This window comes from Marinomonas sp. THO17, from assembly GCF_040436405.1.
Taxonomy (GTDB): domain Bacteria; phylum Pseudomonadota; class Gammaproteobacteria; order Pseudomonadales; family Marinomonadaceae; genus Marinomonas.
In genome coordinates this window covers 2786026-2809579 of the sequence record NZ_AP031575.1, presented here as the reverse complement: position 1 = coordinate 2809579, position 23554 = coordinate 2786026, and the positions used below count along the sequence as shown (strand labels likewise).

The window sequence follows — 23554 nt, the reverse complement described above, 5'->3', positions numbered from 1 at the left end:
GTGTCTTTTCAGTCTAGCTTAATTCAGTCAAGTAGAATGTGAATTTACATCCTATAATAAAAAAGGAACAGAAAAACGGCGAATTGTGTGATCACGGTTAACACAGAGCGCTCGCTTGACCTTCCAACTAAGACTAAAGGAAAACTTATCTGTACTTTCCTTAAGCGCCAATTTGGGGCAAAAATCGGTCTTAAGCAATTAGAAAATCCTTTGTTTATCAAACGTTAAACAGGCTTTTCTTTTGATGTTAATGAGTTACCAAATCTGGCTCAAGCCTTGCTTCAGCTTGGATTAATCTTGTATCTCGTTTGTCCTCAGGCTTTTGCAGTAGCCTTTTTAATGATGTTTCTTTGTTAGATCATATGGAGCTGGAAATGATTGAGAAAACCTACCTAAAGACTAAGCCAGAATGCAAAGTAAAGTTTTCCTTACCTGCAGAAGCCATTGGTGATGCCAGTAAAGTGTCTGTCGTGGGGGATTTTAATAACTGGGATGCGGAAGCCAATCCGCTCAGGAAACAAAAAACTGGCTTGTACGCATCAACGTTAAACTTGGAAGTGGATAACACTTATCAATTTCGTTATGTCGCAGACAATGTTTATTGGCTGAATGACGATATGGCCGATGCCTATGTGCCAAGCCCAGTTAGCCATGACAGCAATGGTGTATTAAATCTCTGATGCTGCCTACCACCTTGTCTATTGTACGGCACCTCATCATCACTGAATTGAGGTGCCGTTTTTTCTTAGCCATACATACACCTTTTTCTACCCATCTTGTCATAAAAGGTCGCTAAACTCATTTGAAACGACGCCCATCGAACTCTTTGCGTCGCCCTTAGTCGGCAGGCTGATATTCATGAGTAAAAATGTTACAATGTTTTTATTAAATGCGCGTTTAATAAAAAATTCATACCTTGATGCTACTAAAAACAGGGTATTGAACCCAATGAAGAGAGGCAAACAAGATGGCACACAAGCAGCAATACATTCACGGCCGCTACCATGCATCCACCAGCGGAGAACATTTTGAAACCATCAACCCAGCCACAGGGGAAGTCATCGCAACGGTTGAACATGCTGGACAAGCGGAGCTTGATGCTGCAGTTGAATCTGCCAAACAAGGTCAAAAAGTCTGGGCGGCAATGAGCCCAGTAGAGCGTGGTCGCATTCTTAAAAAAGCCGCAGACATGCTGCGTGAACGTAATGAAGAGTTGGCCAAACTGGAAGTGTTAGACACAGGTAAACCCTTACAAGAAGCCATTTGCGTTGACATTGAAACCGGTGCCGATGTGATCGAATATTACGCAGGACTGACCGACAAAATCCAAGGCGAATACCAAGACTTAGGAAACGGAAACTTTTTCTATACTCGCCGTGAACCGTTAGGCATTTGCGCTGGCATTGGCGCATGGAACTACCCTATTCAAATCGCCATGTGGAAATCAGGCCCAGCACTGGCGGCTGGCAATGCGATGATTTTCAAGCCATCAGAAGAAACCCCATTAACCGCCCTCAAACTGGCGGAAATTTTTACCGAAGCGGGTTTACCAGACGGTGTGTTCAATGTGGTACAAGGTGATGGTCGTACCGGTCAAATGATCACCAATCACCCTGATATCGATAAAGTATCCTTCACGGGGGAAGTGGGCACAGGTAAAAAAGTCATGGCGGCGTCAGCTCAGTCTCTCAAAGAAGTGACCATGGAATTGGGCGGTAAGTCTCCTATGATCATCTTCCCTGACATGCCAATCGATCAAGCGGTTTCTGCCGCCATGTTGGCCAACTTCTATACACAAGGTGAAGTTTGCACCAATGGCACACGCGTATTTGTCCATGAAGACATGTTAGAAGCCTTTACCAAAGAACTGAAACAACGCACCGAAGCCATGATTGTCGGTGACCCAATGGACATGGCGACACAAGTGGGCGCTTTGATTTCGAAAAACCACATGCAAAAAGTCTTAGGCTATATTCAAGCGGCAAAAGACGCAGGGGCGACTTTGCTATGTGGTGGCTACCAAGTGACAGAAAACGGTTTAGACAAGGGTGCGTTTGTAGCGCCTACTGTCTTCACCAACTGTACCGATGATATGCCGCAGGTAAAAGATGAGATCTTTGGCCCAGTAATGTCGGTATTGAGTTTTAAAGACGAAGACGATGCTATTGCTCGTGCTAACGATACCAAGTTGGGCTTAGCAGCAGGCGTCTTCACCAAAGACTTCGCCCGCGCTCATCGTGTGATCAACCAATTGCAAGCGGGTATTTGTTGGATTAACGCTTGGGGCGCATCCCCTGCGGAAATGCCAGTTGGCGGCTACAAAGAATCAGGCATTGGTCGTGAAAATGGTATAGATACTTTATACCACTACACGCAAAACAAGAGCATTTTTGTCGATTTGAATGACATTCAGAATCCTTATTAAGCAAGACTGAGTAAGAGAGAAAAAGTATGGCAAACGAAACTTACGATTACGTTATTGTCGGTGCTGGCTCTGCAGGCTGCGTACTGGCAGACCGTTTGACGCAGAGCGGTGAACATAAGGTCTTGCTATTGGAAATGGGCGGCACAGATAAAAGCATCTTTATCCAAATGCCAACGGCTTTGTCCTACCCGATGAACACAGAAAAATACGCTTGGCAATTTCACACTGACAAAGAGCCCGGTTTAGACGGTCGTGAAATGCACTGCCCTCGCGGAAAAGTATTAGGAGGTTCCTCTTCCATCAATGGTATGGTGTACGTACGTGGCCACGCATGTGATTTTGATGAGTGGGAAGAACATGGCGCAAAAGGCTGGAATTATCAGTCTTGTCTACCTTACTTTAAAAAGGCCGAGTCTTGGAAAGGCGGAGCGGATTTATACCGTGGTGGTGAAGGTCCCTTAGCCACCAACAATGGTAACGACATGAGCTATAACCCCTTGTACCAAGCTTTTATTGAAGCAGGTGACCAAGCGGGATACGGCAAAACTGACGATTACAATGGCTTCCGACAGGAAGGCTTTGGGCCAATGCACATGACGGTAAAAAATGGCGTACGCGCTTCTACCTCTAATGTGTATCTGCGTCGCGCAATGAAACGCTCTAACTTAACCTTGAAAACCGGTGTATTGAGCCACAAAGTCCTGTTTGACGGCAAACGCGCTGTGGGTATTGAGTTCAGTAAAAAAGGGACGGTATATCAAGTAAACGCCAATAACGAAGTCATTCTGTCAGCAGGCTCTGTTGGTTCTCCGCAATTATTGCAATTGTCTGGCGTGGGTCCAAAAGACGTGCTTGAAAAAGCAGGTGTGCCAGTAGTACAGGAACTACCGGGGGTTGGGGAAAACTTGCAAGATCACTTGGAAGTCTACTTCCAATACCGTTGCAATAAGCCAGTTACTCTGAATGGTAAATTGGACTTAATCAGTAAAGGTTTAATCGGTACTCGCTGGATTTTATTTAAAGATGGTTTGGGGGCGACCAACCATTTTGAATCTTGTGGTTTCATCCGCTCTCGCGCAGGTTTGAAATGGCCGAATATCCAATATCACTTCTTGCCAGCAGCGATGCGCTACGATGGTCGCTCTGCTTTTGATGGTCATGGCTATCAGGTTCACGTTGGCCCGAATAAGCCAGAAAGTCGTGGTAAGTTATGGATAGAGTCGGCTGACCCAGCGGCTAAGCCACGTATTTTGTTCAATTACCTTTCCACAGAACAGGATAAACAAGATTGGCGCGACACTATTCGCCTAAGCCGTGAAATTCTGCAACAGTCGGCTTTGGACGAATTCCGTGGCGAAGAAATTCAGCCGGGACTTGATGTGCAAAGTGACGAAGACATTGATAAATGGGTCAAGGAAAACGTCGAAAGTGCTTATCATCCTTCCTGTACTTGTAAAATGGGGGCAGATAATGACCCTATGGCGGTACTGGATGAAGCTTGTCGAGTACGTGGTGTGAAGAGTTTGCGCGTGGTGGATTCGTCCATTTTCCCAACCATCACCAATGGTAATTTAAACGCACCCACCATTATGGTGGCGGAAAAAGCAGCGGACATCATTCTCGGCAAAACACCATTACCAAGCTTGGACGCACCTGTTTGGATACACCCTGAATACGAGACCAAACAGCGTTAGTCATAAAAAAGCCTAAGACACTGATTGTCTTAGGCTTTTTATAGGATGTAATATCAAACCTATAACTTGAAATTCTCTATCAAGCCATTTAACTTGACCGACTGATCGGCAATCAAGTCACTTGAGCCAGACACATTTTTCATCGCCTTCTCATTTTCTTGAGACAGATCGCTAACCTCATCAATACTCTGACTGATCTCATTCACCACTTGACCTTGTTGTTCCGCGCCACTGGCAATTTGAACGGTCATTTGATCCAAACGATCGACATAATCAACGGCCTCTTGTAGTTTTTGCACCGTATTTTGCGCTTGATCCGATACTCGTTCTGCTTCATGAACGTTATTTTCCAAGGTATTTTGCGCATCTTTTGCTCCCTGTTGCAGTCCCTCAACAATAGATGCTATTTGCTGTGTTTCATTCTGAGTATTTTGTGCCAAGGTTCGTACTTCATCGGCAACCACCGCAAAGCCTCTGCCCGACTCACCAGCTCGCGCCGCTTCGATCGCTGCATTCAAAGCCAACAAATTGGTTTGATCCGAAATCCCTTGAATAGTTTCCACCACAGCTGATATCTCTGCGGTACGTTGATTTAACACATCCATTGTTTTCTGAGACTCTTTTAGTTGCTGCGCCACAGTATTAATATCTTGAGCCGCCATTGACACCGAGGTAACACTGGAATCCACAAGCTCTTTGGCCTCTGACGTTAGCTGAGACACAGATTGAGTATTGCCTACTACTTGAGTAATAGAAACCGACATTTCTTGCATTGCGGTTGCAACCTGAGCGGTATTCTGGTGCTGAGTTTGAATGTTACCATTGGTGGCTCGAGACACTTCGGCCAGTTCTTCTGAAGTGGTTACCTGGGAAGACACTATAGCGTGAATCTGATGAATCAATTGACGTAAATTCTGTGACATGGTTGCCATTGCACCATACACACTCTTCTTATCTGCTACTGACTCAGTAAATAGGCTCAAATCTCCTTTTGCGATACGTCGAGCAATGTCTTGCATTAGCTCAGGCTCGGCACCCAATGGTTTCAACACCAAGCGAGCAACAAACAATGCAATAAACAAAACAATGATGAAAACAGACGCAATTAAAATACCACTTACATTAATGAGCATCTTATAACTGGCTAAGGCTTCTGCTTCATCTACTTCAGCCAGTAAGACCCAATTCAACCCCTTTACCGTTAATTTTGTAAAGGCCGAGAGAACAGGATTGCCATTGTAATCTATAATGATGTCTGTCGCCGTTTCGCCATTAAAAGCTCGTCGTACCGCATCTGTATCTACTTTACCTTCATCACCTAACGCTTGAAAGGAGCCAAGAACAGAGAAATCGACCGGACTTAAGTAGGAATCAGAACGCATCAATAAATCATCACCTACCAAATAGGTTTCACCGGTTTCTCCTAAGCCAACTCTCTGGCCCATGATGGCATTGAGCTTATCAATTGGAAATTGCGCGACAACCACCCCCAAATGCTTCCCATTGTCGCCAAAAACAGGGGAAGCAATGAAAGCCGCTGGCGCATTAAAAGATGGGGTATACAAAGAAAAATCACTAAAAATATAAGCGCCTTCCTTTGCTTGCATGGCTTCTCGATAAGCCCTGGCAATACCGGAATCTTTGTAGGGGCCATTTTCAAGGGAGGTACCGAAATCCACTTCTTTGAATACACTGTAAACAATGTCACCTTTAGTATCGATCAAAAACAAATCGTAATAACCGGATGTTTTCTGGATCTCCGCCAAATACTCATGCACCACTTGGTGTTCTTTGTCGTACTTCAATCCATTCTGGGAATTGATCAAAACATCTTTTTCCCCTACAGGATGAGGATTTTTTAAGATATAAATGTATTGCAAAAACACCGCAGTATCAGACATGTCACCGATCAAAGAGGCCATTGTCGGTAAAGACCTGTTTTTACTTCCTTCCACCAAGGCAGGCTCAAAATTCTTTTGATAGTAACTGATGAGCTCATTTCGCATCACATCAACACTAGGAATGGTTTCTGGCGCGGAATCTAAAGCTTGTTGATAGGCTGCTGTGATAAAGGGCATTTCCCTTTTAATAAAAGGGCTGATGGACAGCAAATAGACTTCATCTTCTAATTTCGTTAAATAAGATTCTACCGCATCTTTCTTTACTTCACGCAAAGAGGATAGCTTGTTATAAGCTGCCTCCTTCAAAGCGCCAGACGAAATGTATAAAGATACCGCCGACATAAGCAAAGCAGGTATTACCCCAACTAAAATCAATATAATTATTATTTTCCGTTTGAACGTCATTTTTTAGCCCTCTACATCTACACGAGTTGCGAATGGCCAGCTTGTCGATAAATAAACCATTCATTCGCGGACTACGACAACTGGCTTTCAAGGTATCCACACCTTATTTAACCTGCTTATGCCATAGTCAGTGATTAAACACACTCTCATTAAATGCTGAAAGCCGACGAAACTCTGTGTTGAATTTGTAATTTTCTGATTAGAACGGGTAAATTAATACATGATTTATATTAGTGACGACTTCCTAGTATGACTGCATAAAAAAAGCCTGCTAAATCAATTAGCAAGCTTTTTTTTGGTTCGATGGATATGTCTTTTACACTGCAAGAAATAACTTACTTCAATTCAAATACTGCAAAACCATCCTGGTTCGTAGATTGATAAATCATATTCTTGCCTGCCGCCTCTTTGGCTTTAGATGCGGTAGTGAACAAGACTTTTGCCTGACCGAAATCCGAAAATGACCAATTCTGATCCGCTGCTGGGTTAATGGTTTTCTGACTTAACAAATAGTTCGCTACCACATCACGATTTTTATCGGGTGCATCAATCACGATAGTGTCTCCGGACAAGTTAGGGAAACTGCCGCCGCCACCGGCTCGATAGTTATTGGTTGCCACAAGGAAGTTGGCCGTCATGTCCATGGGTTTACCTTGGAACATCACTTCCACGATACGGCGTGCATTTTGATTGGCAAGCTTACCTTCCGAGTCATAACGTGTCGGTTGGGTAACATCAATTCGATAAGAAATGCCGTCAATAACGTCGAAGTTATAGGTCGGGAAAGACTGGTTTACTAAGTCTTGCGCCTTATTAGATTGCGGATCAATTTGATTGAACTGACCAGCCGCACGCTCAAGCCATTCCACTACCTGTGCTCCGGTTAATTTGACCACTTTCAAATCGTTTGGATAGATGTACAAGTCGCTGACGTTTTTCAACGCAATGTCGCCTTTTGGAACGTCTGTGTAATATTCTGGACCGCCACGGCCACCTGCTTTAAATGGTGCCGCTGCTGATAAGATAGGCAAGCCTTCATAAGAGGTACCGCGAACGATATTTTCTACGTACCAAAGCTGTGCGTTATTCACGATTTGAATAGAGGGATCGTCTTGTACTAAGGCAAAGAAGCTGTTGATGTCTGAGGTGGACTCTCCCACTTTACGGCGCATGTAAGCCAAGGTTCCTTCATGTTCCGTTTCTACTGCATCATTAATGGTCACATCGGCTTCCACCAATGGAATGGTCTTACGACCTTCACGACGAGAAATAGCGCGCACTTCGGCTTTACCATCGGCCACTTTCCAACCGTCACCAGCGGGTTCTAAGACTAAATCCACCACACCTAAGTGCGATCCCCAGAAGCCCGGCATGGTCGCAGGCTTGCCATAAACTGTGCCTTTTTCATTGTCCACTCCCTCAAATTGAGCAATGGTTTTATCTCCTGGGAACACCCGATGGGAATGACCAAACAAGATGGCATCAATGCCATCCACTTTCGCTAAATGATAAGACGCATGTTCTTCCCCTTTCATATAAGGTGAATTCATCATGCCACTGTGCGGAATGGCAATAATGACATCCGCACCTTGCGCTTTCATTTCTGGTACGTACTTTTTCGCTGTCTCAACTATGTCTTTGGCAATGACCTTGTTGGTAAGATTGTCTTTGTCCCACGTCATGATCTGTGGCGGCACAAATCCTATGTAACCCATGTTCACTGTTTGCGATTTACCATCCGAATCAATGAAGGTTTTTTGCTTGATCACATAAGGCTGAAAATAAGGCTGATCATTGCTCGCGTCATCATCACCATCATCTGCGTATACGTTGGCACTAATGTATGGAAAGTTAGCGCCACTCAAGCTCTTCATTAAAAAATCCAAACCGTAATTGAACTCATGGTTACCTATGTTACCCACATCGTAATCCATCAGGTTCATGGCTTTAAAAGCTGGGTGTGTTTCACCAAAACGCAGCACACGACCTTTAGCAACGTAATCCCCCAATGGCGTGCCCTGAAGCAAATCACCATTGTCCACCAAAACCGAATTCGTCACTTCAGCACGGGCCGCTTTGATTAGAGTAGCCACACGGGATAAACCAACCGCATCACTTTGCTTGTCGCTATAGTAATCGTAATCCACCAAGTTCATGTGAATATCAGTGGTTTCCATTACTCGTAAATCAATCGTAGAAGCCTGTGCTAAGGAAGCAAAGGCTAGGGAAGAAGCCAGAAAAGCCGCCTTCTTAGATAGGTCAAGCGCCATGTTAATCTCCATTAAGATTTTAAAGAATCAATACTTACCAAATAGTCAGTTTTTTGATCATAAAACGAAAAGATAATGAATTCATGAGTTTTTTATGACAAGAGAAAAATACATCAAATTAGTGGTGCTCCTAGTTGTCCTTAGCAGCAAGGGTGATCTCCATATCAAATAGTATTACAAGCAGTAACCACTTAAGATTAACGTCTAAACCAACGCCATATAAAAAGTATGCGCATTAAAGCAGCCGCAACATACGTCATGGCACAAGCGGTGAGAATACGTTTGATTTTGGGTAAGTCTTCAGTATGCACATAACCCCCTTCCGCCAAGATGGGTAAGGCTTTTTTGAAACTGGCATCCCACTCTTCTGGTAAGATGGCCAAATGCACAAACACGGCTAATAAACCAGAAAAGCCAACCACAGCGGCATGCAAAGGCACGGCATAAGGTAAATGCAACAAAACGGAAATCACCGGCCAACCCAATAACAAAGCACCGGCAATACGATTTAGACCGTGCGCCAACGGCAGGTAACGGGAGCTCAAATGGGAAATAGGCTGTTTCTTTTCATGGGCAATGGCGTGACCCACTTCATGAGCCGCCACCGCTACCGCGGTTAATGAACGGCCATTGTGCACACTAGGGCTTAGACGAACCGCATGTTGCTTAAAGTCAAAATGGTCACTGCCTTCTTGGGTGGTTTCAACAGCAACCTGATCCAACTCAAAACGCTTTACAAGATGCTCAGCAAGCTGCCCGCCCGTGCCAGGAATGTCACTGCGCTCTTGTGCGTAACGCTTCAAGGTATACTTGACCCAAAGGTTAGGGCCAAAGATCAAGATTAATGCGAATATAACCAATAAAACCCACAACATACTTATGCCTTTTTGCTCTGCAAATTGTCACCTTGTCACAAATGGTTTGGCGCTTTTGTCTCACGTAGCATACACTTCCAATAATGAGCAACACGCGAGACCATTATGAAAAACCCGCTAATTGCCCCCATTCTTAGCATGCTGAAGGCGCGACCTCATGGCCTAAAAGAGTTTGATATTCTCAAATCTTTGCAGGCTCAATTCCCTGAATTCAGCCAATTAGCCGATGATACAAATCTACAATTGTTTCGTCAGCATTTCTTAATCATGAATGCTTTGTATCAGTTACAAAGCCGACTATGGCAAGAAGACAACCTGATGCTCAGTATAGAAGCAACACACATTCGTCTTCTCACTACCCAACATACAACTACTTCTGATAATACCAATCTCAACAATAGCGCCGAGGCCAAACTTGCCGCTTATTACCTAGACTGGAATGAATACGAAAAAACCGACGAAACAGATGTCGCACGTTTGCTCAAAAGCTTTTATAAGGGCATTTGTCACCCCGGCGATCGTCGCACGGCACTTAAAACCCTGAAGCTAGCAGAAGACAATCCCAGTAAGAACAGCATTAAGCAACAATACCGTAAACTGGCTCAACAATACCATCCAGACCGAGGAGGTGATCAAGAAACCTTCATTAGTCTTCGAGAAGCCTATGAACAATTGATGCTACAAGCACAGTCATAAAATGTAAAAAGCAGCCTAAAACATTGCTTTTGTAGGCATAAAAATTCAAGATGAAGCAACGCTGTCATTCGCGCCATGTTTTGAATGACCTACATCTAACATAGAACAATAAGTTGAATTTTATGCCTATATCGCATTTTTTACAGGGCTCTCGTCTAGTAATACGTCCTTTTTGTCTTGCCAGTATCACCCTTATCGCCGCCTGTAGCTTTAACGAAATCGATCGCTCTAATGACTTTGAAAACAATGGTCGAGATACCACTGCACTCAAACGAGATCAGTTATATTTAAAGGAGAGTTTACCACCCGGTTTACCCTATCCTGACGACAGCTTCCGTGATGGATTGACACAACAACAAGCTTATTTAAACCGCTTATCCGAGCGACAATTCCAACTAGAAGACACACAAGTGGATTTGGCTGATCTCAAGCATGTGGCCTACGAAATTTCGTTATGGTTGGACAATCCTAAATACACGCCTCATCTTGTGGCTCATCAACTGGCTGGGCAGGATAAGCGTGGCAATGTGCAGATCACGGGCTATTACGTGCCTGTGATGCCCGTTCGACATTTGCCAGACGAAGAGTTTCGCTACCCCTTGTACCGCAAACCAACACAAACCAATGCCGAAGGTCGTTATCCTTCCCGCGAAGAAATCGACTTTGAAAGCGCTCTCGCTGGCCAAGGTTTAGAGATTGCTTATACCGCTGACCTAGTCGACAATTTCTTTTTGCATGTGCAAGGCTCGGGTGTGATCGAATATGAAGATGGCGAGCAGAAGCTGTTATCTTGGGGCGGCGTGAATGGTCATCCTTATCGCAGTATTGGCAAAGAATTGATCGAGCGCGGAGAAATCGACAAAGCCGACATCTCTGCGCAGAGCATTCGTGAATGGTTAGATGAACACCCTCAAAGAATGCGTGAGATTCTTTCCACTAATCCTAGCTATTTGTTTTTTAGTGAAGGGTTAGAAAAACCCGTCGGGGCAGCTAACGTCCCCCTTACGCCATTATACTCAGCAGCAGTGGATCCTAGCGTCATTCCCTTGGGTTCCATTTTATTGGCCCAAGTGCCTAAGTTGGATCAAGCAGGTGAGTTGATTGGACACGAATTTCGCTTATTATTGGCGCAAGACAAAGGTGGGGCTATTAAGGGTCCGGGTCATATTGACTGGTATCAGGGCATTGGGGAAGAAGCACACTTTCATGCAGGGCAACTCAAACACTTTGGTAAAGTCTGGCTTTTACTGCCAGCCAAACACTAGTCTGACTGACAACGAAAAAACCGCAATACAATGCAACTGAATTGCGGCGTTTGCTCATTATTATGCCGTTTATGATCTCAGACTTGGTTAGCGATAGTCACTTAGCTTAAAAGAAACAGGAATGTTAATTTTGAGCTGAGTTTCTGCCATATCATCACCAAATTTGGGCAAAGGCGTTGCTGTCTTAATCATTTTTAATACCGCCTTATCTAAGCGTTTGTAGCCCGAGCTTTTGGTAATTTTTATGTCTGATACCGAGCCGTCGGCATAAGCAATAAAAGACAAGGACACCACACCTTCTTCGTTGCGACGTCGAGATTGACGAGGGTAACGTTTGTGCTTCGCCAATACCGCCTTAAGCTTAGTAAAATAAGTTGCTTTTGCCCCGGTATTTCCACCCGTAGTAGCAGCATTGCCAGTACCCGTGGTCGCTTTCATGTTTGCCATGGAAGGTGGCGCCACTTTTTGCGGAGCGGCTTTTTTTACCACAGCTTCTGGCTTAGGTTCTGGTTTGGGCTCAGGCTTAGGCTCTGGTTTAGGTTCTGGTTTAGGTTCTGGCTTAGGCTCTGGCTTAGGCTCTGGTTTAGGCGCCACTTTTTCAACTTCAATAGGCGATTCTTGCTTCACTTCAACCGGCTCTGGTTCGACGACTGGCTCAGGCTCGACAATGGGTTCTGGTTCGACGACAGGCTCTGGTTCGACGACTGGCTCTGGCTCAACAACAGGCTCTGGTTCGACGACAGGCTCTGGTTCAACGACAGGTTCGGGTGGTGTTTCTTTAATCACCTCTTCAACAGGTTCTTCAATCTCTTCCTCTACCTCTTGGACTTCTTCCTGAGCCAGAGTTGTTTGCGTCGCAACACCCAAATCCCCCATCATACCAAGGTCAAACTCAATGCCATTAAGGCCCTCCATTTGGCTGCCTTCAGACTGATCACCAGAAAAAGCCAAATAGAAAGCCCCAGCGTGAAAGGAAACCGCCAAACCACCTGCGATAATCCAATGGCGAGTGCTTATCATGGCTGTCCTCGCTCAAGCTGGGTCGCTAAACTCACTTTGGTAAGACCTGCTTGTCGTATTTGCTCAAAAATAGGCCGAAGTTCTTCTAGAGGAATGGCACCGTCGGCTTTGATTTGCACCCAAAAAGCCTGTTTGTCTGCTGCAGCAGCAAACTGCTTTTCTAAATAGGCTTTCACATCGTTAACTTGATATGGCTGATCTTCCACATACAGCTCGCCATTCATACCGACAAAAATCGCAACACTTGGGTCTGTCTCAGCCCTATGATCATTGATGGACTCGGGAGGCATAACAGCAATAGGATCGGCTTTTTGAATTTGGCCTGCCACCATAAAAAACACCAACATGAGGAATACCACGTTGATCAGCGGCACCATATTGTCTTCGTTGGCCGCTTTACGTGCTGCATACTTTTGACCTATTTTCATGGCGCTTTCGACTCATCAGGCATAGCAAATGCATTCGCGATGGAGACCTTATCAGCACCATTGGCTTTCAGCTGGTCAGCAAGTCGCATCAAGGTCTGCAGTCTAACCCCTTGATCGGCTTTGATAATAAACATTCCTTGGTTGTGTTCGGTGACCAAATTCTGGAAAGCAAAACTGTCAGTCAAACTGATTGCTTGATCACCAATCCACACCTGATTGTCATTGAGCTTCAAGGTTAGAATCAGGTTATCTACTTCGCCCTCAGGCTTAGGCGAGTCGGATGCAACGGACAAAGGTGTATCCACTGTACGCCAAGGGACAAAACTGGACGTCAGCATGAAGAACAATAAAAGAATAAATACCACGTCGATGAGAGGTGTTAAACTGATGGCATTTTTTCGTCGCGGCTGGGTCAGCTTAAGCGGCATGTAAAATCTCTTTCTCAGCCTCTTCTACAAGCTCTTTGGCTTTATCACTGGTAAAAATTTGCGTCACTGCATCATTCATATTGTGAGCAATACGCTCGACCTTACGCTCTAACCAACTTTGTAATGTCACTACAGGAATGGCCACCGCCAAGCCCACCGCAGTGGTCAATAAAGCTTGCCAAATCCCGCCAGACAATACGGAAGGATCCACCTGATTGCCCGCGCCTTCCATTTGTTGGAAAGCCGTGATCATGCCTAATACGGTTCCTAACAAACCCAGCAATGGGCTCAAGGTAGCAATGATTTCTAGGGGTCTTAGGAAGGAGCGTAATTGATTAAGTTGGCTCATGGCACGACGCTCAACTTCTTCACGAATCAGTTCAGCCGTCACTTTCCCAGCCACCAAGGAATGCATTGTGTAAGCCACTAAGGCATCGATCGGACGTTTTGGCTGAAGCACTTCAAATGCCGCATCCAGATTATTTTGACGCCATTGTGCTAACGCTAGATTCGTCGTTTTCAAACTTTCAGCACGCAAAGATGAAAATTGCCACAATTTCAACAAGACAATCGTCAAGGCCACTACAGAAAAGCCCATCAAAATCCATACTACCGGTCCACCGACCAATAAGAAATCAATGATCTTTTGCTGAATTGAATCTTCCACAATACTCTCCAGGTGAGTAAAAACATGAGACTAAATGGTATTCATTCTCACCCATATTTTCAATAGCAAAATTGTGGAAGTCAGAGATTCTCTACATTTAACGACTATTAGGTGGCTTTTTTGTCACTTGAAGCCAAAGAGGGTGCACTAGCTCTTTAAGCAGGTAACCAATCCTTCCTTTACCTACTTCCACATCAAAACTATCTTGCATAATTCCCATGTCTTTTCGTAACTCTTGAGGTAAAGAAGCTAATTTTTTACGAGAATAATAACGCTGAAAACAAACAGATACATGCTGAAGTATCGCAATAATAATCATATCAACCCCCCGACAAATCTAATACTTAAATAATAAGAGCAACCTTGGCATCGAAAAAGTGACAGACAAACAGAAAATTCATCATACAGACACGAATACAGACATCTGTAAGATGATTATTTAGCCATCTGTATGGTCAACAAGCCTTGAATAGCTTTGCGCACATTGAATTCACCCAAGCTCCGCGAAATGTGTTGCCTCAAGAAGCAATGTCATCCATTTGCCCGAAGAATAAATCACTCACACCAATAAAATCACCATCAGCTTGCTTACCATTTTAGCCTCGATAAGCATCTCATATAGGGAGAAAAATCATGTCTGAACTGAATTTAGCATCCTCTGTTGGTATTGGTGGGGAAAACCAAACGGATGATGTGCTGGCGGTACAAAAAGCCTTAAACACCCTGCAAAATAAAATTGGGCTGGATGCACCGTTAGCAGAAGACGGTCACATTGACTCAGACGAAAGTGAGTCCAGCACCTGTCTCGCCATCATTTTAATGCAACGAAAAATTGCTGGCTTTAAAAACCCAGACGGCTTAATCAGTTGCAATGGGATGACACATAAAGCGTTAAAAAAAGCTTTAGTTGAATCCGCTCCCACACTCAGTTTCTTTTTACCAAAGATCACTCCTGAAAAGGGTTTGAAAGAAGAAGATTTTGAACAAGCCTCACAATTATTAAGCTGTGATGTTGCTGCCATCAAAGCCGTGTCTGAAGTGGAATCGTCAGGCAGTGGTTATTTCGAAAACGATGCCCCCTGCATTCTGTTCGAAGCCCATCAATTTTCCAAATACAGTGATCATCGCTTCGATGAATCCGACCCTGATATTTCTTCACCCAAATGGGACAGATCCCTTTATGTCGGCGGAGAAAAAGAATACCAACGCTTATACAAAGCCATGCAATTGGATCGTATTGCCGCCCTTAAGTCGGCTTCATATGGACGCTATCAGATTATGGGCTTTAACCATGAAGCCGCTGGCTATGATGACGTGGAGAGCTTTGTACGCGATATGTTTTTTGCCGAAAGTTATCACCTTATTGCGTTCGTACACTTCATTAAATCTAACAGTCGCTTACTTGAAGCCATTCAAAGCCTTGATTGGCCTACCTTTGCTCGTTATTACAACGGTCCAGGCTACGCTGAAAACCGTTACGACGAAAAGCTGCAAGCCGCTTACGACAAACACAATACAGATTAACAACCACCGAGGGCGACTTCTTGCCCTCGCCTTACGACGCTTTCTCAAAAAGGAACCCAATATGTCCTATTTTAATAACCGCTTGCAAAATGCCATCACCGAGATGCTGAAAAACATTGCTGATTGTCCACCAATAAGTCGTCTGGAAGCGGATGCGCTTTGGGACAAGTTAAACAAGCTTCAAGCCTTTAGTCAGGTGGTGATCGACAAGATAGAATACGACAACCCATCCGATCCGTTAGACGAGTATGTCACCATTCGCAACCGCGGAGGGCTTCAGATCAACTTGTCAGGCTGGCGCTTGCAAGCGGGTTCACCTAAACAAGTGTTCACCTTCCCTGAAAATAGCCTGTTATTTCCCTATGATGAACTCAGACTCATGACATCGGGTGACCACAATTACAGTTTTCGATATAAACGCCCAATATGGAACAATCAGGGCGATTTAGGCACCCTATACGATGATCAAAACAATGCCCTGTGTAGTCTGGCTTATGGCAAAAGTGCCCATGATAAAATCGTCATTAGTCATATGCATTATGATGGCCAAGAACACCGCAGTGAAGGTGACGAATTTGTTGAAATCAGCAATCTATCAGACAGTGATGTCATGCTGGATGATTGGCGATTAGAAGCCATCACCAACAACCATGTATTCCAGTTTCCCAAACACACCAAGCTTGATGCTTTCACTTCGCTTAAAGTCTATACCAATAAAATCGACTTAAAAGCCAACGAATTCAGTTTTGATAGCCCTCAAGCTATTTGGAACAATTCTGGCGGTGGCTGCAAGTTGCTGGATTATCAGCGCGAAATTGTTTCAGAGTATCTTTACTAAAGGAGCCATGGCCTGTGACGAACGACGAGACAATAAAAGCCTCTTCCAGTTCGCAAAAAGAACTGATTAGACTCGCTGAAGATGGTCGTTGTCTTTTGCATTACGTCGCCCGTCACGGCAATCTCACTATCAGCCCAGAAATTGCCAAGGGCATCACCGCCGTCAGTACCAAAATAGAAAACAATAATTGGTCGGTAGGCGATGAAATCTACTTAATCCAATGTTATGACCGCCTCGCGCGTCAGATCTACCCTGTTACTATTGAAAGTATCAAAGCGGTAGTGCCCATCATTAGAAATGGCAAACCATCCAAACCAACCGCATCAAAAACCATCACCTTATATCGCTATTACACGGTTTTTACCTTGCTCTTCTTACTCATGGCACAAATGTTTTATCTGTTTGGTTATACCCTGCTTGAAGATTTAAAAACCTTTCCGCAACCTATCACCAACCCGCTACCTGACGATATTGAAGCCAACTACCAATTGCTGAAAAAGTGGAATCTTTTATGGATGTTCGGTCAGGAAATCCATCTGGATGTGCCATTAGAAAAGCAACATTTAGGCATCAAGTTTTCCGCCAATATGATTGCCGCCCAGTCTTTTATTCAAATGCTACAAAGCTACTTACTGCCTTTAATCTATGGACTGTTAGGCGCTTTGATTTTTGTCTTACGTACTCTGTTACAACAAGTAAGAAGCCTGACTTACACGGCCAGTCGGGAAATCGGCTATCGCTTACGTTTAACTTTGGGTTGTCTTGCCGGCATGATTACTGGCTGGTTCCTTAAACCCGAAGTGGGCGAGATGGCGCTCTCACCCATGGCTTTGGCCTTTCTATCCGGATACAGTATCGAAGTATTATTTTCGCTGCTGGATAAGCTCATCGATAATCTGCGTAAGCAGACCAATATTCCAACTCCTGGCGCTCCATCGGTTACTCCTCCGGCTTCACGTTAGCTTTTTGACTGGCTTCTTCAATAAAGGTCTTGGCCAGTTTTGCTAGCATCTTAGCCGTCTCTTGTTGTAAATCCATCGGCGTCTTAACCCCTAGCAACACCAACTGCAAGGTTATTTTCACTTTACTTAGCTGTTGAAATTGTTCTGGTGTTAACTTGGGAGCTTGACCTTTTGGTTTTGCTTTTAACGCGCTTTCCACCGCTTTTAACCCTTTTATCAAGTCACTCATAGGGCCTCCCAAAACCTCCACTATGTCATTTAGAAAGAGGATATCTTGGGCAAACAAATGCATCTAAACGCCTGAGTATTTCCCGCTCAATGAGATCACAATATCAGCATTATTGATCAACATAAGGGACTCTCATGAAAAAGCGACTCACTCTCTCCTGCTTACTACTCAGCACCATATTATTAATCAGTTGTTCTATCCAACTCGTCTCCCCCTTTGACTCAAGAAGCCTAGAACAAATGGAAAATATTGATAAAGACATTGATCGTTTTTATTTGATTTTACAGTCCCTACCAGAGTCGGAACGAACTTACGCCAACGTCTCAGCTCGATATATCGACATTGAAGTACAAATTCGTAGCCTAGAAAGACGTCAGGCACTCCGTGAAAAAAATGACGAAACCTTAACCCAAAGCAAAACACTCACCTCCCTCTGGCAACAGGACATTGCCGCACATAAGAAAAACAACGCCATCTCAGACTTCATTATTCAACGCAGAATGGATCAATACCGACGACTAATGAGTACCCTGATTGAAGGGGAAATGGCCAAACAATAACCGCCAATAGGAGACCTGAACATGAATCAAATTTTTAACCAAATTGTTAAACAAACCCTGGATCAAGTAGAAGACTCGCCATTAAAAAACACGCTCTGTGAAGCGTTGGCCAGTAGTTTAACAAAACAACAGGACACGCTAAGCGCCTTATTACAAGCCAAACAAGAAGGCATTATTTCCCAACAAGAACTGGACATGGAGCTAGAAAGAGAGAAAGACATATTGGAAGCTGAGATGCTGACCAAACAAATTACCGCCAAAGCGGAAGTTCAAAAGCTGGTAAACGATGCCATTCAATCTCTAAGTAAAGGTCTGCTTTAAAGGAAGGTACGAATAAGCCAATGAGACAAGTGCTCAACTTGTCTCCCTCTACGAAGGAAACTCACATGAAACAAGCAAAACGTCGTCTGGTCCGAATTCGCTATGGTTTTCGATTCATTCGGCGTCCAAATACCCTCAAAAAGCGAGTAAAAAAAGCCCAACCAACCAAGTCGACTCAGACGTGTTTACAGCCAAACACATCGCCTTCTCAAAACATTGAAACACCAGAACCCACTACAAACAAGGAAACAGCAAATACCACGACACCTTTGGCGCATTTCGATCTTAGCTGCAATCCTTATCAACAATTTATCAATAACTTATGCATGCAACTCCCAGACTTACCACAGGATGCTTTTACTAGGAGTCCTATCGACACGAGAGTACAGAGCCATATCGACTCGGCAAGCAGCTCCCTAAAACAACCGTCGGCAGATTGCCCATCTTCTGATGCAGATGAACAAACTGATGATCAGCAAGAGCAAGACAAGGCAGAAGATGGCAATAATGCGGAAGATGATGATAATGACGACGAAAGCGCCACGCAATCCATTTCAGAAGAAATACACTCGCTAAGCGACGAGGAATGGTTACCAAAAGATCCTAGCACAATCCCCTCTCCCCTCATTTCTGAATCTTCTCAGGTCATGAGTCCTAGCCTACAAAACTTATCCAATATTCCCTCATGTATGCTGGCATCAAAGCATTAATCTCACCGCGAGATTAAAAGGTTCCACCGAGTCTATCAATACAAAACCACTTATTCTTCAACTCTCAATGAAATATCACCACTCAACAGGAGATCACCATGAGTCAACTCATTTTTCGATTATGCGAAGCGTCCGACGGGCGGATTTTTGCCTGCCTTTCAGATCAACCAAATGTCGAAGATGTATTCGACAGTGGCTATAAAGTTGCCTACAAAAACCGTGATAATTCTAATGGCACTGAATTACTGGCAAGCTGGCGTAACTCTTTTATCGTGAAATCTTCAGAGTTTAACAAACTGGCCGAGAGCCATGACTTGCCCGCTGAAGTACAATCTTCCTTCGATACCATGATGTCCTCTCTCATTAAGGGTGTTGATGTGTTCTTCTGTGATTATAATCTGGGCATAGAAGCGAACTCTCCCATCTGCAATAACATCATGGACAAATGCAAATCCACCGATTTTGTCCTTTTTTCATGTGAAGAGATGGTCGGTAATGACCCAAGAACTCAGCCTTATCTAGTATCTTATGCCGCGCCACGTTATCCAGATACTGGCAATACAGGAAAACAACATCGAATTTACAGTAAAACCGATGCCTTCGCCTTTTGTCAGGCGGTCCATGCCATCGTGGTACAAAGAGAAAAAGATGCCCTAACCGGTGGCCACATTCGCACCGAACTCGACCCCTACATCAATCAAGAGAATGTCGACAAAAGTCATGCTGAAAATGCCATTAACCAGTTTGTCAAAACCATTCAACAAAGCAGCGCTACTGCAAGCAACACCTTGGCGTTGACCGGGCCAGATCCATCATGATGAAAACAAGGACACAACAAAATGATGCGGTCTCACGGCCGTGTCAAAGCTTAGTTTGTTAGCCTAATGTAATGAGTCTGGAGACACGCAATGATACAACACAGCTTACTTGCCCAAATCGCGGCGCAGTATAATTTTGATCAGGCTAACCAAATCATGGCTTTACCACAAAGCAAAGCATTGAGCCGTTACTGGATGACTCTCGAACTGAGTTTGCCACTCAGTCGCATTTTTAACGGCCAGGAATGCCAATACGCCTGCTCCTATCAGCAGGCAGAAGAGTATTACAAATACAACCTAAAGAGCCAACAAGTGGCTCCTTGTGAAAAAAGAGCCGCATCGAAAGCCGACTTAAAACTCGTCACTTCTGACACAACATCTTGGTTTGAATTTCATACCCTCCACCAAGAGGAGTTAGAGAGCACGAAAGAACGCAATAAACTCTATGAAGACGTTAAGCGCATCAAGGCATTACGTTCCGTTTTACCTAACGACAACATCTTGCTTTTCATTGGTTTATGGGGACGCTTTAGTGGCGAAGACATGCAACATTTCCAACCCTTGGACAACCATCACCAATGCGCTTACGTACTGGACAGCGGCCTAACTGGTAGCGGTCAAATATCACGTCTGTGTCAGATGAAAAAAGGTGGAACTGAAAGGTTTTTATTGGCCGCTTTTTAATACCCATGCCATATGTATCAATCAAAAACAGACCCTGTAAAAATATCAGCAAAACGGTTTTATGCCCTACATGAATGGTGGGGCACTAACCTAAAAGCAAAGAGATAAGACTGAATTTTCTTTTGCAAAAGCTTGGCTTTCAGCCAATAAATACAACATAAGTTGTAAAACCTTAATCTCCGCCCCTCAAAAGATAATGATTGACCTAAGCACTTATGATCGCATACTTGATAAATCATCATCAGAATAATAAGTAGGAAAGAAGATGCTCTGCAGAAAAAACACAGGGTTAATCCTTGTTGATATCCAAGGCAAGCTGGCAGACATTGTCTATGACAGTGATGCTCTCATGGATCAAACTGCCAAGTTAATTCAAGGTGCTCAGCTGTTGAATTTACCCATTCTGTGGTTAGAACAAACTCCCGATAAAATCGGCTCTACCCAAGCCCAAATTGCCAATTTAATGGCATCTCAAATCCCCATTAAAAAACACACCTTTAGTGCGGTCGGTGCGGCAGAATTTGTGGCCGCTCTCGAACAAACAGGGGTCGAAAATTGGCTAATATGTGGTATTGAGACTCACATTTGCGTGTACCAAACCGCCATGCAACTACTTGAATTAGGTTACAAGGTGGAAGTGGTGGTTGACTGTGTTTCTTCTCGATCTTTATTTAATAAAGAACTGGCCATTACCAAGCTACTCGCCAACGGCGCGTCCACCAGCAGTTTGGAGATGTGTTTGTATGAATTAGTCGCTGACAGTACAGCACCTGAATTTAAAGACATTCTCAAATTAACTAAGTAAAAGAAAGATGCGATCAGCAATCGGCTTTATTGCACAGAATCAAACCTAAAGCGTTAAGCGCTACTGAATAGTAAAAATCATTCACTAAATTTCTTTGCCACTTCCGCTGCTTTGGCCCCAAGCTCGGCAAAATTCTCTGTCCCTTTGGACATGACTTTTTGCGCTTGCTCTATCACATCAATGTATTTCGGATCACCCGTGGCCAATAATTCAGATAACGCCACACCAATGGCCGTTGTACTGATGGTATTTAAATTACGCAGATTATCCGCAGCATCCTGTACTGCGATGGCCGTAGATTGCGCCACCGATTGTTTGGCCTTGTCCGTTGCACTGTCGTTGGCCATGATATGTCACTTATTAGCCGCCTTTTTTAAGAATAAGAGCACAAGCGGTAGAGGTCGCTGCATTACTAATGGTTTGCATACCTTGCTGAATGGTCACGGCATTTTGCATCTGCAATCCCATGGTGTCCGACATGGCGGATTCAGTAAGTTGACCAATGACCTGATTCACTTGCTGCAAATCTTGTGAGTTCGCGTCACTCATGCTTCTTCCCCTGTTAGATGGCTGCTATGCATCCATAAAAAGCCTACTTTGTTTCTAAAGGACTTTTTGTATGTAGACAGCTCAACTGTCTTTTTCGACAACGCCTTCGGATGCACGACTCAGTACGGCAGCACCAATGCCGGTCATGGCGTTCACCCCTTGTACGGTAGCCGCTTGCATGCCGATCGACGCCTGTTGCTGAGCACTGGAAGCATTGTTACTCAGATTCGACATAGCCAGTCCCATTGCCGTGTATAGGTTACCCATGGCGCTTGCTGGAGTCGACGCTAACACTTGAGTGTTGGTTTGCGTCAACGAATCGGTAATTTGTTCATTCACTTTCTTGGCCATAATAACCTCTATTTTTTCTCTGCTGGCAGCAAGGTTTGTAGCTGCTGATTGATATTAGTCATTTCTTCATCCAGTTTGGACTCAATGGTGCTGAGTATTTGACTGACTTCTTTTTCCACCTTGTTTACCGCGCTCTCTGACTCGGCTTTAGACAGTTTTTCCTGTGTGCTGGAGATCAGATTCTCCACTTCGAGATGTTGTTGCTTAGTAAAGGTATCAATTTGTTTAAGCTGGGCATCCAAATCAAAGTTCATTTGGCTGAGTTTGTTCATCTTCTGCTCCTTTCTTAGCCTTTAAAAAACCTTTTACATTCAAGGCTTTTTTCTTTGCTGGCGGATCCTCAGGGGGAGAAGTATCCTGGGCTGCTGCACTTGCCTCTTTAGTATGATCTTCATTGGCTGATGCTTTCTCTTCTGCTTTTGGCTTTGGCTTAGCAACCACTGAATGCGTCTTTAATAAGCGTGCACACGCATTGGTAATGGATGCCGCTGTGGTCATTTGTGATTGTTGCTGGTTGGTCACCGCATTGTGCATTGATAATCCCAATGTATCTGTTAGCGTGGTTTCCAACAAACTGGTAGGCTGAACGGAAAAAGTCTGTAATGTGTTGAACTCCTGAACCGCTTTTGCGGGAACTTCTTGCTCAAACTCATTTTCATAGCGTATATCCTGAGGTTCCATCTTCACTCCTTAGCCATTTAAGCCACTATGTATTTATGGATAAAAGGTTAATCTTGCTGTTATTGTTACTTGGGGATAAAGGGTCTCTTATGGCGAACTTTCATAAAGTACCGTCGCTATTTTTTCACCCACAGCGCCAAAGTTTTCTGTGCCATTCACAACGATCTTTTGTGCCTGTTCAATCACCTCAAGGTATTTGCTGTCGCCGGTTTCCAATAACTGACTTAATGCTGTACCAATGGCTGTGGTGCTCAAGGTATTTAAGTTCCTTAAGTTATCCGTCGCATCCGCCAACGCCATGGCAGTAGATTGAGCCACCGATTGGGTCGCCGCATGAAATGCGGAGGTATCCGGATCTGGAGGGGTACTCACACTTTTCATCGTCTTCTCCTTAATTAAAGAACGCCCTGTCCAGTAAATCACTGACCAGGGTGTTGTCTTGTTGCGT

The 23554-nt window shown here is 44.2% G+C and carries 29 protein-coding genes; 14 read left to right on the top strand and 15 right to left on the bottom strand.

Going from position 1 to position 23554, the window contains the following annotated elements:
* Positions 1–374 precede the first annotated feature (374 nt).
* From ABXS85_RS13360 to betA, 3 genes are all read left to right on the top strand, one after another.
* Positions 375–680 carry an isoamylase early set domain-containing protein gene (locus tag ABXS85_RS13360; RefSeq protein WP_353667015.1) on the top strand — a complete coding sequence of 102 codons (306 nt, stop codon included), beginning with the start codon at positions 375–377 and terminating at the stop codon, positions 678–680.
* A gap of 287 nt (positions 681–967) precedes the next feature.
* A complete protein-coding gene (gene betB, locus ABXS85_RS13355) occupies positions 968–2425 on the top strand; it encodes a betaine-aldehyde dehydrogenase (protein ID WP_353667014.1) in 1458 nt (485 codons plus the stop codon).
* Positions 2426–2451: 26 nt separating this feature from the next.
* Positions 2452–4119: a choline dehydrogenase gene (gene betA, locus ABXS85_RS13350; protein WP_353667013.1), complete on the top strand. Its 1668-nt coding sequence runs from the start codon at positions 2452–2454 to the stop codon at positions 4117–4119.
* Positions 4120–4178: 59 nt separating this feature from the next.
* Here betA and ABXS85_RS13345 read toward each other — a convergent pair whose 3' ends face one another.
* The 3 genes from ABXS85_RS13345 to ABXS85_RS13335 all read right to left on the bottom strand — a co-directional run bounded on the left by ABXS85_RS13345 (position 4179) and on the right by ABXS85_RS13335 (position 9570).
* On the bottom strand, positions 4179–6425 hold the full coding sequence (locus ABXS85_RS13345) for a methyl-accepting chemotaxis protein (RefSeq protein WP_353667012.1): 2247 nt from the start codon (positions 6423–6425) through the stop codon (positions 4179–4181).
* A 335-nt stretch (positions 6426–6760) separates the two neighbouring features.
* Complete coding sequence (locus ABXS85_RS13340; protein WP_353667011.1) at positions 6761–8695, bottom strand: bifunctional 2',3'-cyclic-nucleotide 2'-phosphodiesterase/3'-nucleotidase; 1935 nt, start codon at positions 8693–8695, stop codon at positions 6761–6763.
* A gap of 197 nt (positions 8696–8892) precedes the next feature.
* Positions 8893–9570, bottom strand: a complete 678-nt coding sequence (locus ABXS85_RS13335; RefSeq protein ID WP_353667010.1) for a zinc metallopeptidase — start codon at positions 9568–9570, stop codon at positions 8893–8895.
* Positions 9571–9675: 105 nt separating this feature from the next.
* On the opposite strand from ABXS85_RS13335, the gene ABXS85_RS13330 reads away from it, so the two are divergent.
* Together ABXS85_RS13330 and mltA are read left to right on the top strand one after the other, a co-directional pair.
* Positions 9676–10266: a DNA-J related domain-containing protein gene (locus ABXS85_RS13330; protein ID WP_353667009.1), complete on the top strand. Its 591-nt coding sequence runs from the start codon at positions 9676–9678 to the stop codon at positions 10264–10266.
* 122 nt (positions 10267–10388) lie between these two features.
* Entirely contained in the window at positions 10389–11531 is a 1143-nt protein-coding gene (mltA, locus tag ABXS85_RS13325; protein ID WP_353667008.1) for a murein transglycosylase A, read from the top strand.
* 87 nt (positions 11532–11618) lie between these two features.
* Here the strand turns inward: mltA and ABXS85_RS13320 are convergent, their stop codons facing one another.
* The 5 genes from ABXS85_RS13320 to ABXS85_RS13300 all read right to left on the bottom strand — a co-directional run bounded on the left by ABXS85_RS13320 (position 11619) and on the right by ABXS85_RS13300 (position 14393).
* Complete coding sequence (locus tag ABXS85_RS13320; RefSeq protein WP_353667007.1) at positions 11619–12551, bottom strand: energy transducer TonB; 933 nt, start codon at positions 12549–12551, stop codon at positions 11619–11621.
* Positions 12548–12979: a biopolymer transporter ExbD gene (locus ABXS85_RS13315; RefSeq protein WP_353667006.1), complete on the bottom strand. Its 432-nt coding sequence runs from the start codon at positions 12977–12979 to the stop codon at positions 12548–12550. Before ABXS85_RS13315 ends, ABXS85_RS13320 begins: the two co-directional genes overlap by 4 nt.
* Positions 12976–13407 carry a biopolymer transporter ExbD gene (locus ABXS85_RS13310; RefSeq protein ID WP_353667005.1) on the bottom strand — a complete coding sequence of 144 codons (432 nt, stop codon included), beginning with the start codon at positions 13405–13407 and terminating at the stop codon, positions 12976–12978. The genes ABXS85_RS13315 and ABXS85_RS13310 overlap by 4 nt, the downstream gene beginning before the upstream one ends.
* Positions 13397–14074, bottom strand: coding sequence for a MotA/TolQ/ExbB proton channel family protein (locus tag ABXS85_RS13305; protein ID WP_353667004.1), 678 nt, complete (start codon positions 14072–14074; stop codon positions 13397–13399). The genes ABXS85_RS13310 and ABXS85_RS13305 overlap by 11 nt, the downstream gene beginning before the upstream one ends.
* Before the next feature lie 97 nt (positions 14075–14171).
* Entirely contained in the window at positions 14172–14393 is a 222-nt protein-coding gene (locus tag ABXS85_RS13300) for a hypothetical protein (protein ID WP_353667003.1), read from the bottom strand.
* 314 nt (positions 14394–14707) lie between these two features.
* Here ABXS85_RS13300 and ABXS85_RS13295 point away from each other — a divergent pair, with 314 nt between their 5' ends.
* From ABXS85_RS13295 to ABXS85_RS13285, 3 genes are all read left to right on the top strand, one after another.
* Positions 14708–15598 (top strand): N-acetylmuramidase family protein, encoded by an 891-nt coding sequence (locus ABXS85_RS13295; protein WP_353667002.1) that lies wholly within the window; start codon positions 14708–14710, stop codon positions 15596–15598.
* 61 nt (positions 15599–15659) lie between these two features.
* The gene (locus tag ABXS85_RS13290; protein WP_353667001.1) at positions 15660–16436 is read left to right on the top strand and encodes a lamin tail domain-containing protein; all 777 of its coding nucleotides are present in this window, start codon (positions 15660–15662) and stop codon (positions 16434–16436) included.
* Between the two features lie 14 nt (positions 16437–16450).
* Complete coding sequence (locus tag ABXS85_RS13285) at positions 16451–17398, top strand: hypothetical protein (protein WP_353667000.1); 948 nt, start codon at positions 16451–16453, stop codon at positions 17396–17398.
* Here the strand turns inward: ABXS85_RS13285 and ABXS85_RS13280 are convergent.
* Entirely contained in the window at positions 17376–17627 is a 252-nt protein-coding gene (locus ABXS85_RS13280; RefSeq protein WP_353666999.1) for a hypothetical protein, read from the bottom strand. The genes ABXS85_RS13285 and ABXS85_RS13280 overlap by 23 nt on opposite strands.
* 134 nt (positions 17628–17761) lie before the next feature.
* Between ABXS85_RS13280 and ABXS85_RS13275 the strand changes: the two genes are divergently transcribed.
* From ABXS85_RS13275 to ABXS85_RS13250, 6 genes are all read left to right on the top strand, one after another.
* The gene (locus ABXS85_RS13275; protein WP_353666998.1) at positions 17762–18187 is read left to right on the top strand and encodes a hypothetical protein; all 426 of its coding nucleotides are present in this window, start codon (positions 17762–17764) and stop codon (positions 18185–18187) included.
* Positions 18188–18208: 21 nt separating this feature from the next.
* Complete coding sequence (locus tag ABXS85_RS13270; protein ID WP_353666997.1) at positions 18209–18508, top strand: hypothetical protein; 300 nt, start codon at positions 18209–18211, stop codon at positions 18506–18508.
* A 65-nt stretch (positions 18509–18573) separates the two neighbouring features.
* Complete coding sequence (locus tag ABXS85_RS13265) at positions 18574–19218, top strand: hypothetical protein (RefSeq protein ID WP_353666996.1); 645 nt, start codon at positions 18574–18576, stop codon at positions 19216–19218.
* A gap of 98 nt (positions 19219–19316) precedes the next feature.
* Positions 19317–20036 carry a hypothetical protein gene (locus ABXS85_RS13260; protein WP_353666995.1) on the top strand — a complete coding sequence of 240 codons (720 nt, stop codon included), beginning with the start codon at positions 19317–19319 and terminating at the stop codon, positions 20034–20036.
* Positions 20037–20126: 90 nt separating this feature from the next.
* Positions 20127–20720, top strand: a complete 594-nt coding sequence (locus ABXS85_RS13255) for a hypothetical protein (RefSeq protein WP_353666994.1) — start codon at positions 20127–20129, stop codon at positions 20718–20720.
* Positions 20721–20985: 265 nt separating this feature from the next.
* Positions 20986–21525 carry an isochorismatase family protein gene (locus tag ABXS85_RS13250; RefSeq protein WP_353666993.1) on the top strand — a complete coding sequence of 180 codons (540 nt, stop codon included), beginning with the start codon at positions 20986–20988 and terminating at the stop codon, positions 21523–21525.
* A gap of 77 nt (positions 21526–21602) precedes the next feature.
* Here ABXS85_RS13250 and ABXS85_RS13245 read toward each other — a convergent pair whose 3' ends face one another.
* The 6 genes from ABXS85_RS13245 to ABXS85_RS13220 form a co-directional block, all read right to left on the bottom strand.
* Positions 21603–21872 (bottom strand): hypothetical protein, encoded by a 270-nt coding sequence (locus ABXS85_RS13245; RefSeq protein ID WP_353666992.1) that lies wholly within the window; start codon positions 21870–21872, stop codon positions 21603–21605.
* A 13-nt stretch (positions 21873–21885) separates the two neighbouring features.
* On the bottom strand, positions 21886–22074 hold the full coding sequence (locus tag ABXS85_RS13240; RefSeq protein ID WP_353666991.1) for a RebB family R body protein: 189 nt from the start codon (positions 22072–22074) through the stop codon (positions 21886–21888).
* Between the two features lie 81 nt (positions 22075–22155).
* Positions 22156–22425, bottom strand: coding sequence for a RebB family R body protein (locus ABXS85_RS13235; RefSeq protein ID WP_353666990.1), 270 nt, complete (start codon positions 22423–22425; stop codon positions 22156–22158).
* A gap of 8 nt (positions 22426–22433) precedes the next feature.
* On the bottom strand, positions 22434–22697 hold the full coding sequence (locus ABXS85_RS13230; RefSeq protein WP_353666989.1) for a hypothetical protein: 264 nt from the start codon (positions 22695–22697) through the stop codon (positions 22434–22436).
* Positions 22669–23106 (bottom strand): RebB family R body protein, encoded by a 438-nt coding sequence (locus ABXS85_RS13225; protein ID WP_353666988.1) that lies wholly within the window; start codon positions 23104–23106, stop codon positions 22669–22671. Before ABXS85_RS13225 ends, ABXS85_RS13230 begins: the two co-directional genes overlap by 29 nt.
* 87 nt (positions 23107–23193) lie before the next feature.
* Positions 23194–23487: a hypothetical protein gene (locus ABXS85_RS13220; RefSeq protein WP_353666987.1), complete on the bottom strand. Its 294-nt coding sequence runs from the start codon at positions 23485–23487 to the stop codon at positions 23194–23196.
* Between the last annotated feature and the right edge of the window lie 67 nt (positions 23488–23554).

Coding starts and splice junctions, on each gene's coding strand:
- ABXS85_RS13235 (WP_353666990.1), bottom strand. CDS start 22,425: ATGGCCAAGAAAGTGAATGAACAAATTACCGATTCGTTGACGCAAACC.
- ABXS85_RS13255 (WP_353666994.1), top strand. CDS start 20,127: ATGATACAACACAGCTTACTTGCCCAAATCGCGGCGCAGTATAATTTT.
- ABXS85_RS13360 (WP_353667015.1), top strand. CDS start 375: ATGATTGAGAAAACCTACCTAAAGACTAAGCCAGAATGCAAAGTAAAG.
- ABXS85_RS13340 (WP_353667011.1), bottom strand. CDS start 8,695: ATGGCGCTTGACCTATCTAAGAAGGCGGCTTTTCTGGCTTCTTCCCTA.
- ABXS85_RS13330 (WP_353667009.1), top strand. CDS start 9,676: ATGAAAAACCCGCTAATTGCCCCCATTCTTAGCATGCTGAAGGCGCGA.
- ABXS85_RS13335 (WP_353667010.1), bottom strand. CDS start 9,570: ATGTTGTGGGTTTTATTGGTTATATTCGCATTAATCTTGATCTTTGGC.
- ABXS85_RS13270 (WP_353666997.1), top strand. CDS start 18,209: ATGAATCAAATTTTTAACCAAATTGTTAAACAAACCCTGGATCAAGTA.
- ABXS85_RS13310 (WP_353667005.1), bottom strand. CDS start 13,407: ATGCCGCTTAAGCTGACCCAGCCGCGACGAAAAAATGCCATCAGTTTA.
- ABXS85_RS13345 (WP_353667012.1), bottom strand. CDS start 6,425: ATGACGTTCAAACGGAAAATAATAATTATATTGATTTTAGTTGGGGTA.
- ABXS85_RS13275 (WP_353666998.1), top strand. CDS start 17,762: ATGAAAAAGCGACTCACTCTCTCCTGCTTACTACTCAGCACCATATTA.
- betB (WP_353667014.1), top strand. CDS start 968: ATGGCACACAAGCAGCAATACATTCACGGCCGCTACCATGCATCCACC.
- ABXS85_RS13295 (WP_353667002.1), top strand. CDS start 14,708: ATGTCTGAACTGAATTTAGCATCCTCTGTTGGTATTGGTGGGGAAAAC.
- ABXS85_RS13300 (WP_353667003.1), bottom strand. CDS start 14,393: ATGATTATTATTGCGATACTTCAGCATGTATCTGTTTGTTTTCAGCGT.
- ABXS85_RS13250 (WP_353666993.1), top strand. CDS start 20,986: ATGCTCTGCAGAAAAAACACAGGGTTAATCCTTGTTGATATCCAAGGC.
- ABXS85_RS13260 (WP_353666995.1), top strand. CDS start 19,317: ATGAGTCAACTCATTTTTCGATTATGCGAAGCGTCCGACGGGCGGATT.
- ABXS85_RS13230 (WP_353666989.1), bottom strand. CDS start 22,697: ATGAACAAACTCAGCCAAATGAACTTTGATTTGGATGCCCAGCTTAAA.
- ABXS85_RS13225 (WP_353666988.1), bottom strand. CDS start 23,106: ATGGAACCTCAGGATATACGCTATGAAAATGAGTTTGAGCAAGAAGTT.
- ABXS85_RS13280 (WP_353666999.1), bottom strand. CDS start 17,627: ATGAGTGACTTGATAAAAGGGTTAAAAGCGGTGGAAAGCGCGTTAAAA.
- betA (WP_353667013.1), top strand. CDS start 2,452: ATGGCAAACGAAACTTACGATTACGTTATTGTCGGTGCTGGCTCTGCA.
- ABXS85_RS13265 (WP_353666996.1), top strand. CDS start 18,574: ATGAAACAAGCAAAACGTCGTCTGGTCCGAATTCGCTATGGTTTTCGA.
- ABXS85_RS13220 (WP_353666987.1), bottom strand. CDS start 23,487: ATGAAAAGTGTGAGTACCCCTCCAGATCCGGATACCTCCGCATTTCAT.
- ABXS85_RS13315 (WP_353667006.1), bottom strand. CDS start 12,979: ATGAAAATAGGTCAAAAGTATGCAGCACGTAAAGCGGCCAACGAAGAC.
- ABXS85_RS13290 (WP_353667001.1), top strand. CDS start 15,660: ATGTCCTATTTTAATAACCGCTTGCAAAATGCCATCACCGAGATGCTG.
- ABXS85_RS13320 (WP_353667007.1), bottom strand. CDS start 12,551: ATGATAAGCACTCGCCATTGGATTATCGCAGGTGGTTTGGCGGTTTCC.
- mltA (WP_353667008.1), top strand. CDS start 10,389: ATGCCTATATCGCATTTTTTACAGGGCTCTCGTCTAGTAATACGTCCT.
- ABXS85_RS13245 (WP_353666992.1), bottom strand. CDS start 21,872: ATGGCCAACGACAGTGCAACGGACAAGGCCAAACAATCGGTGGCGCAA.
- ABXS85_RS13240 (WP_353666991.1), bottom strand. CDS start 22,074: ATGAGTGACGCGAACTCACAAGATTTGCAGCAAGTGAATCAGGTCATT.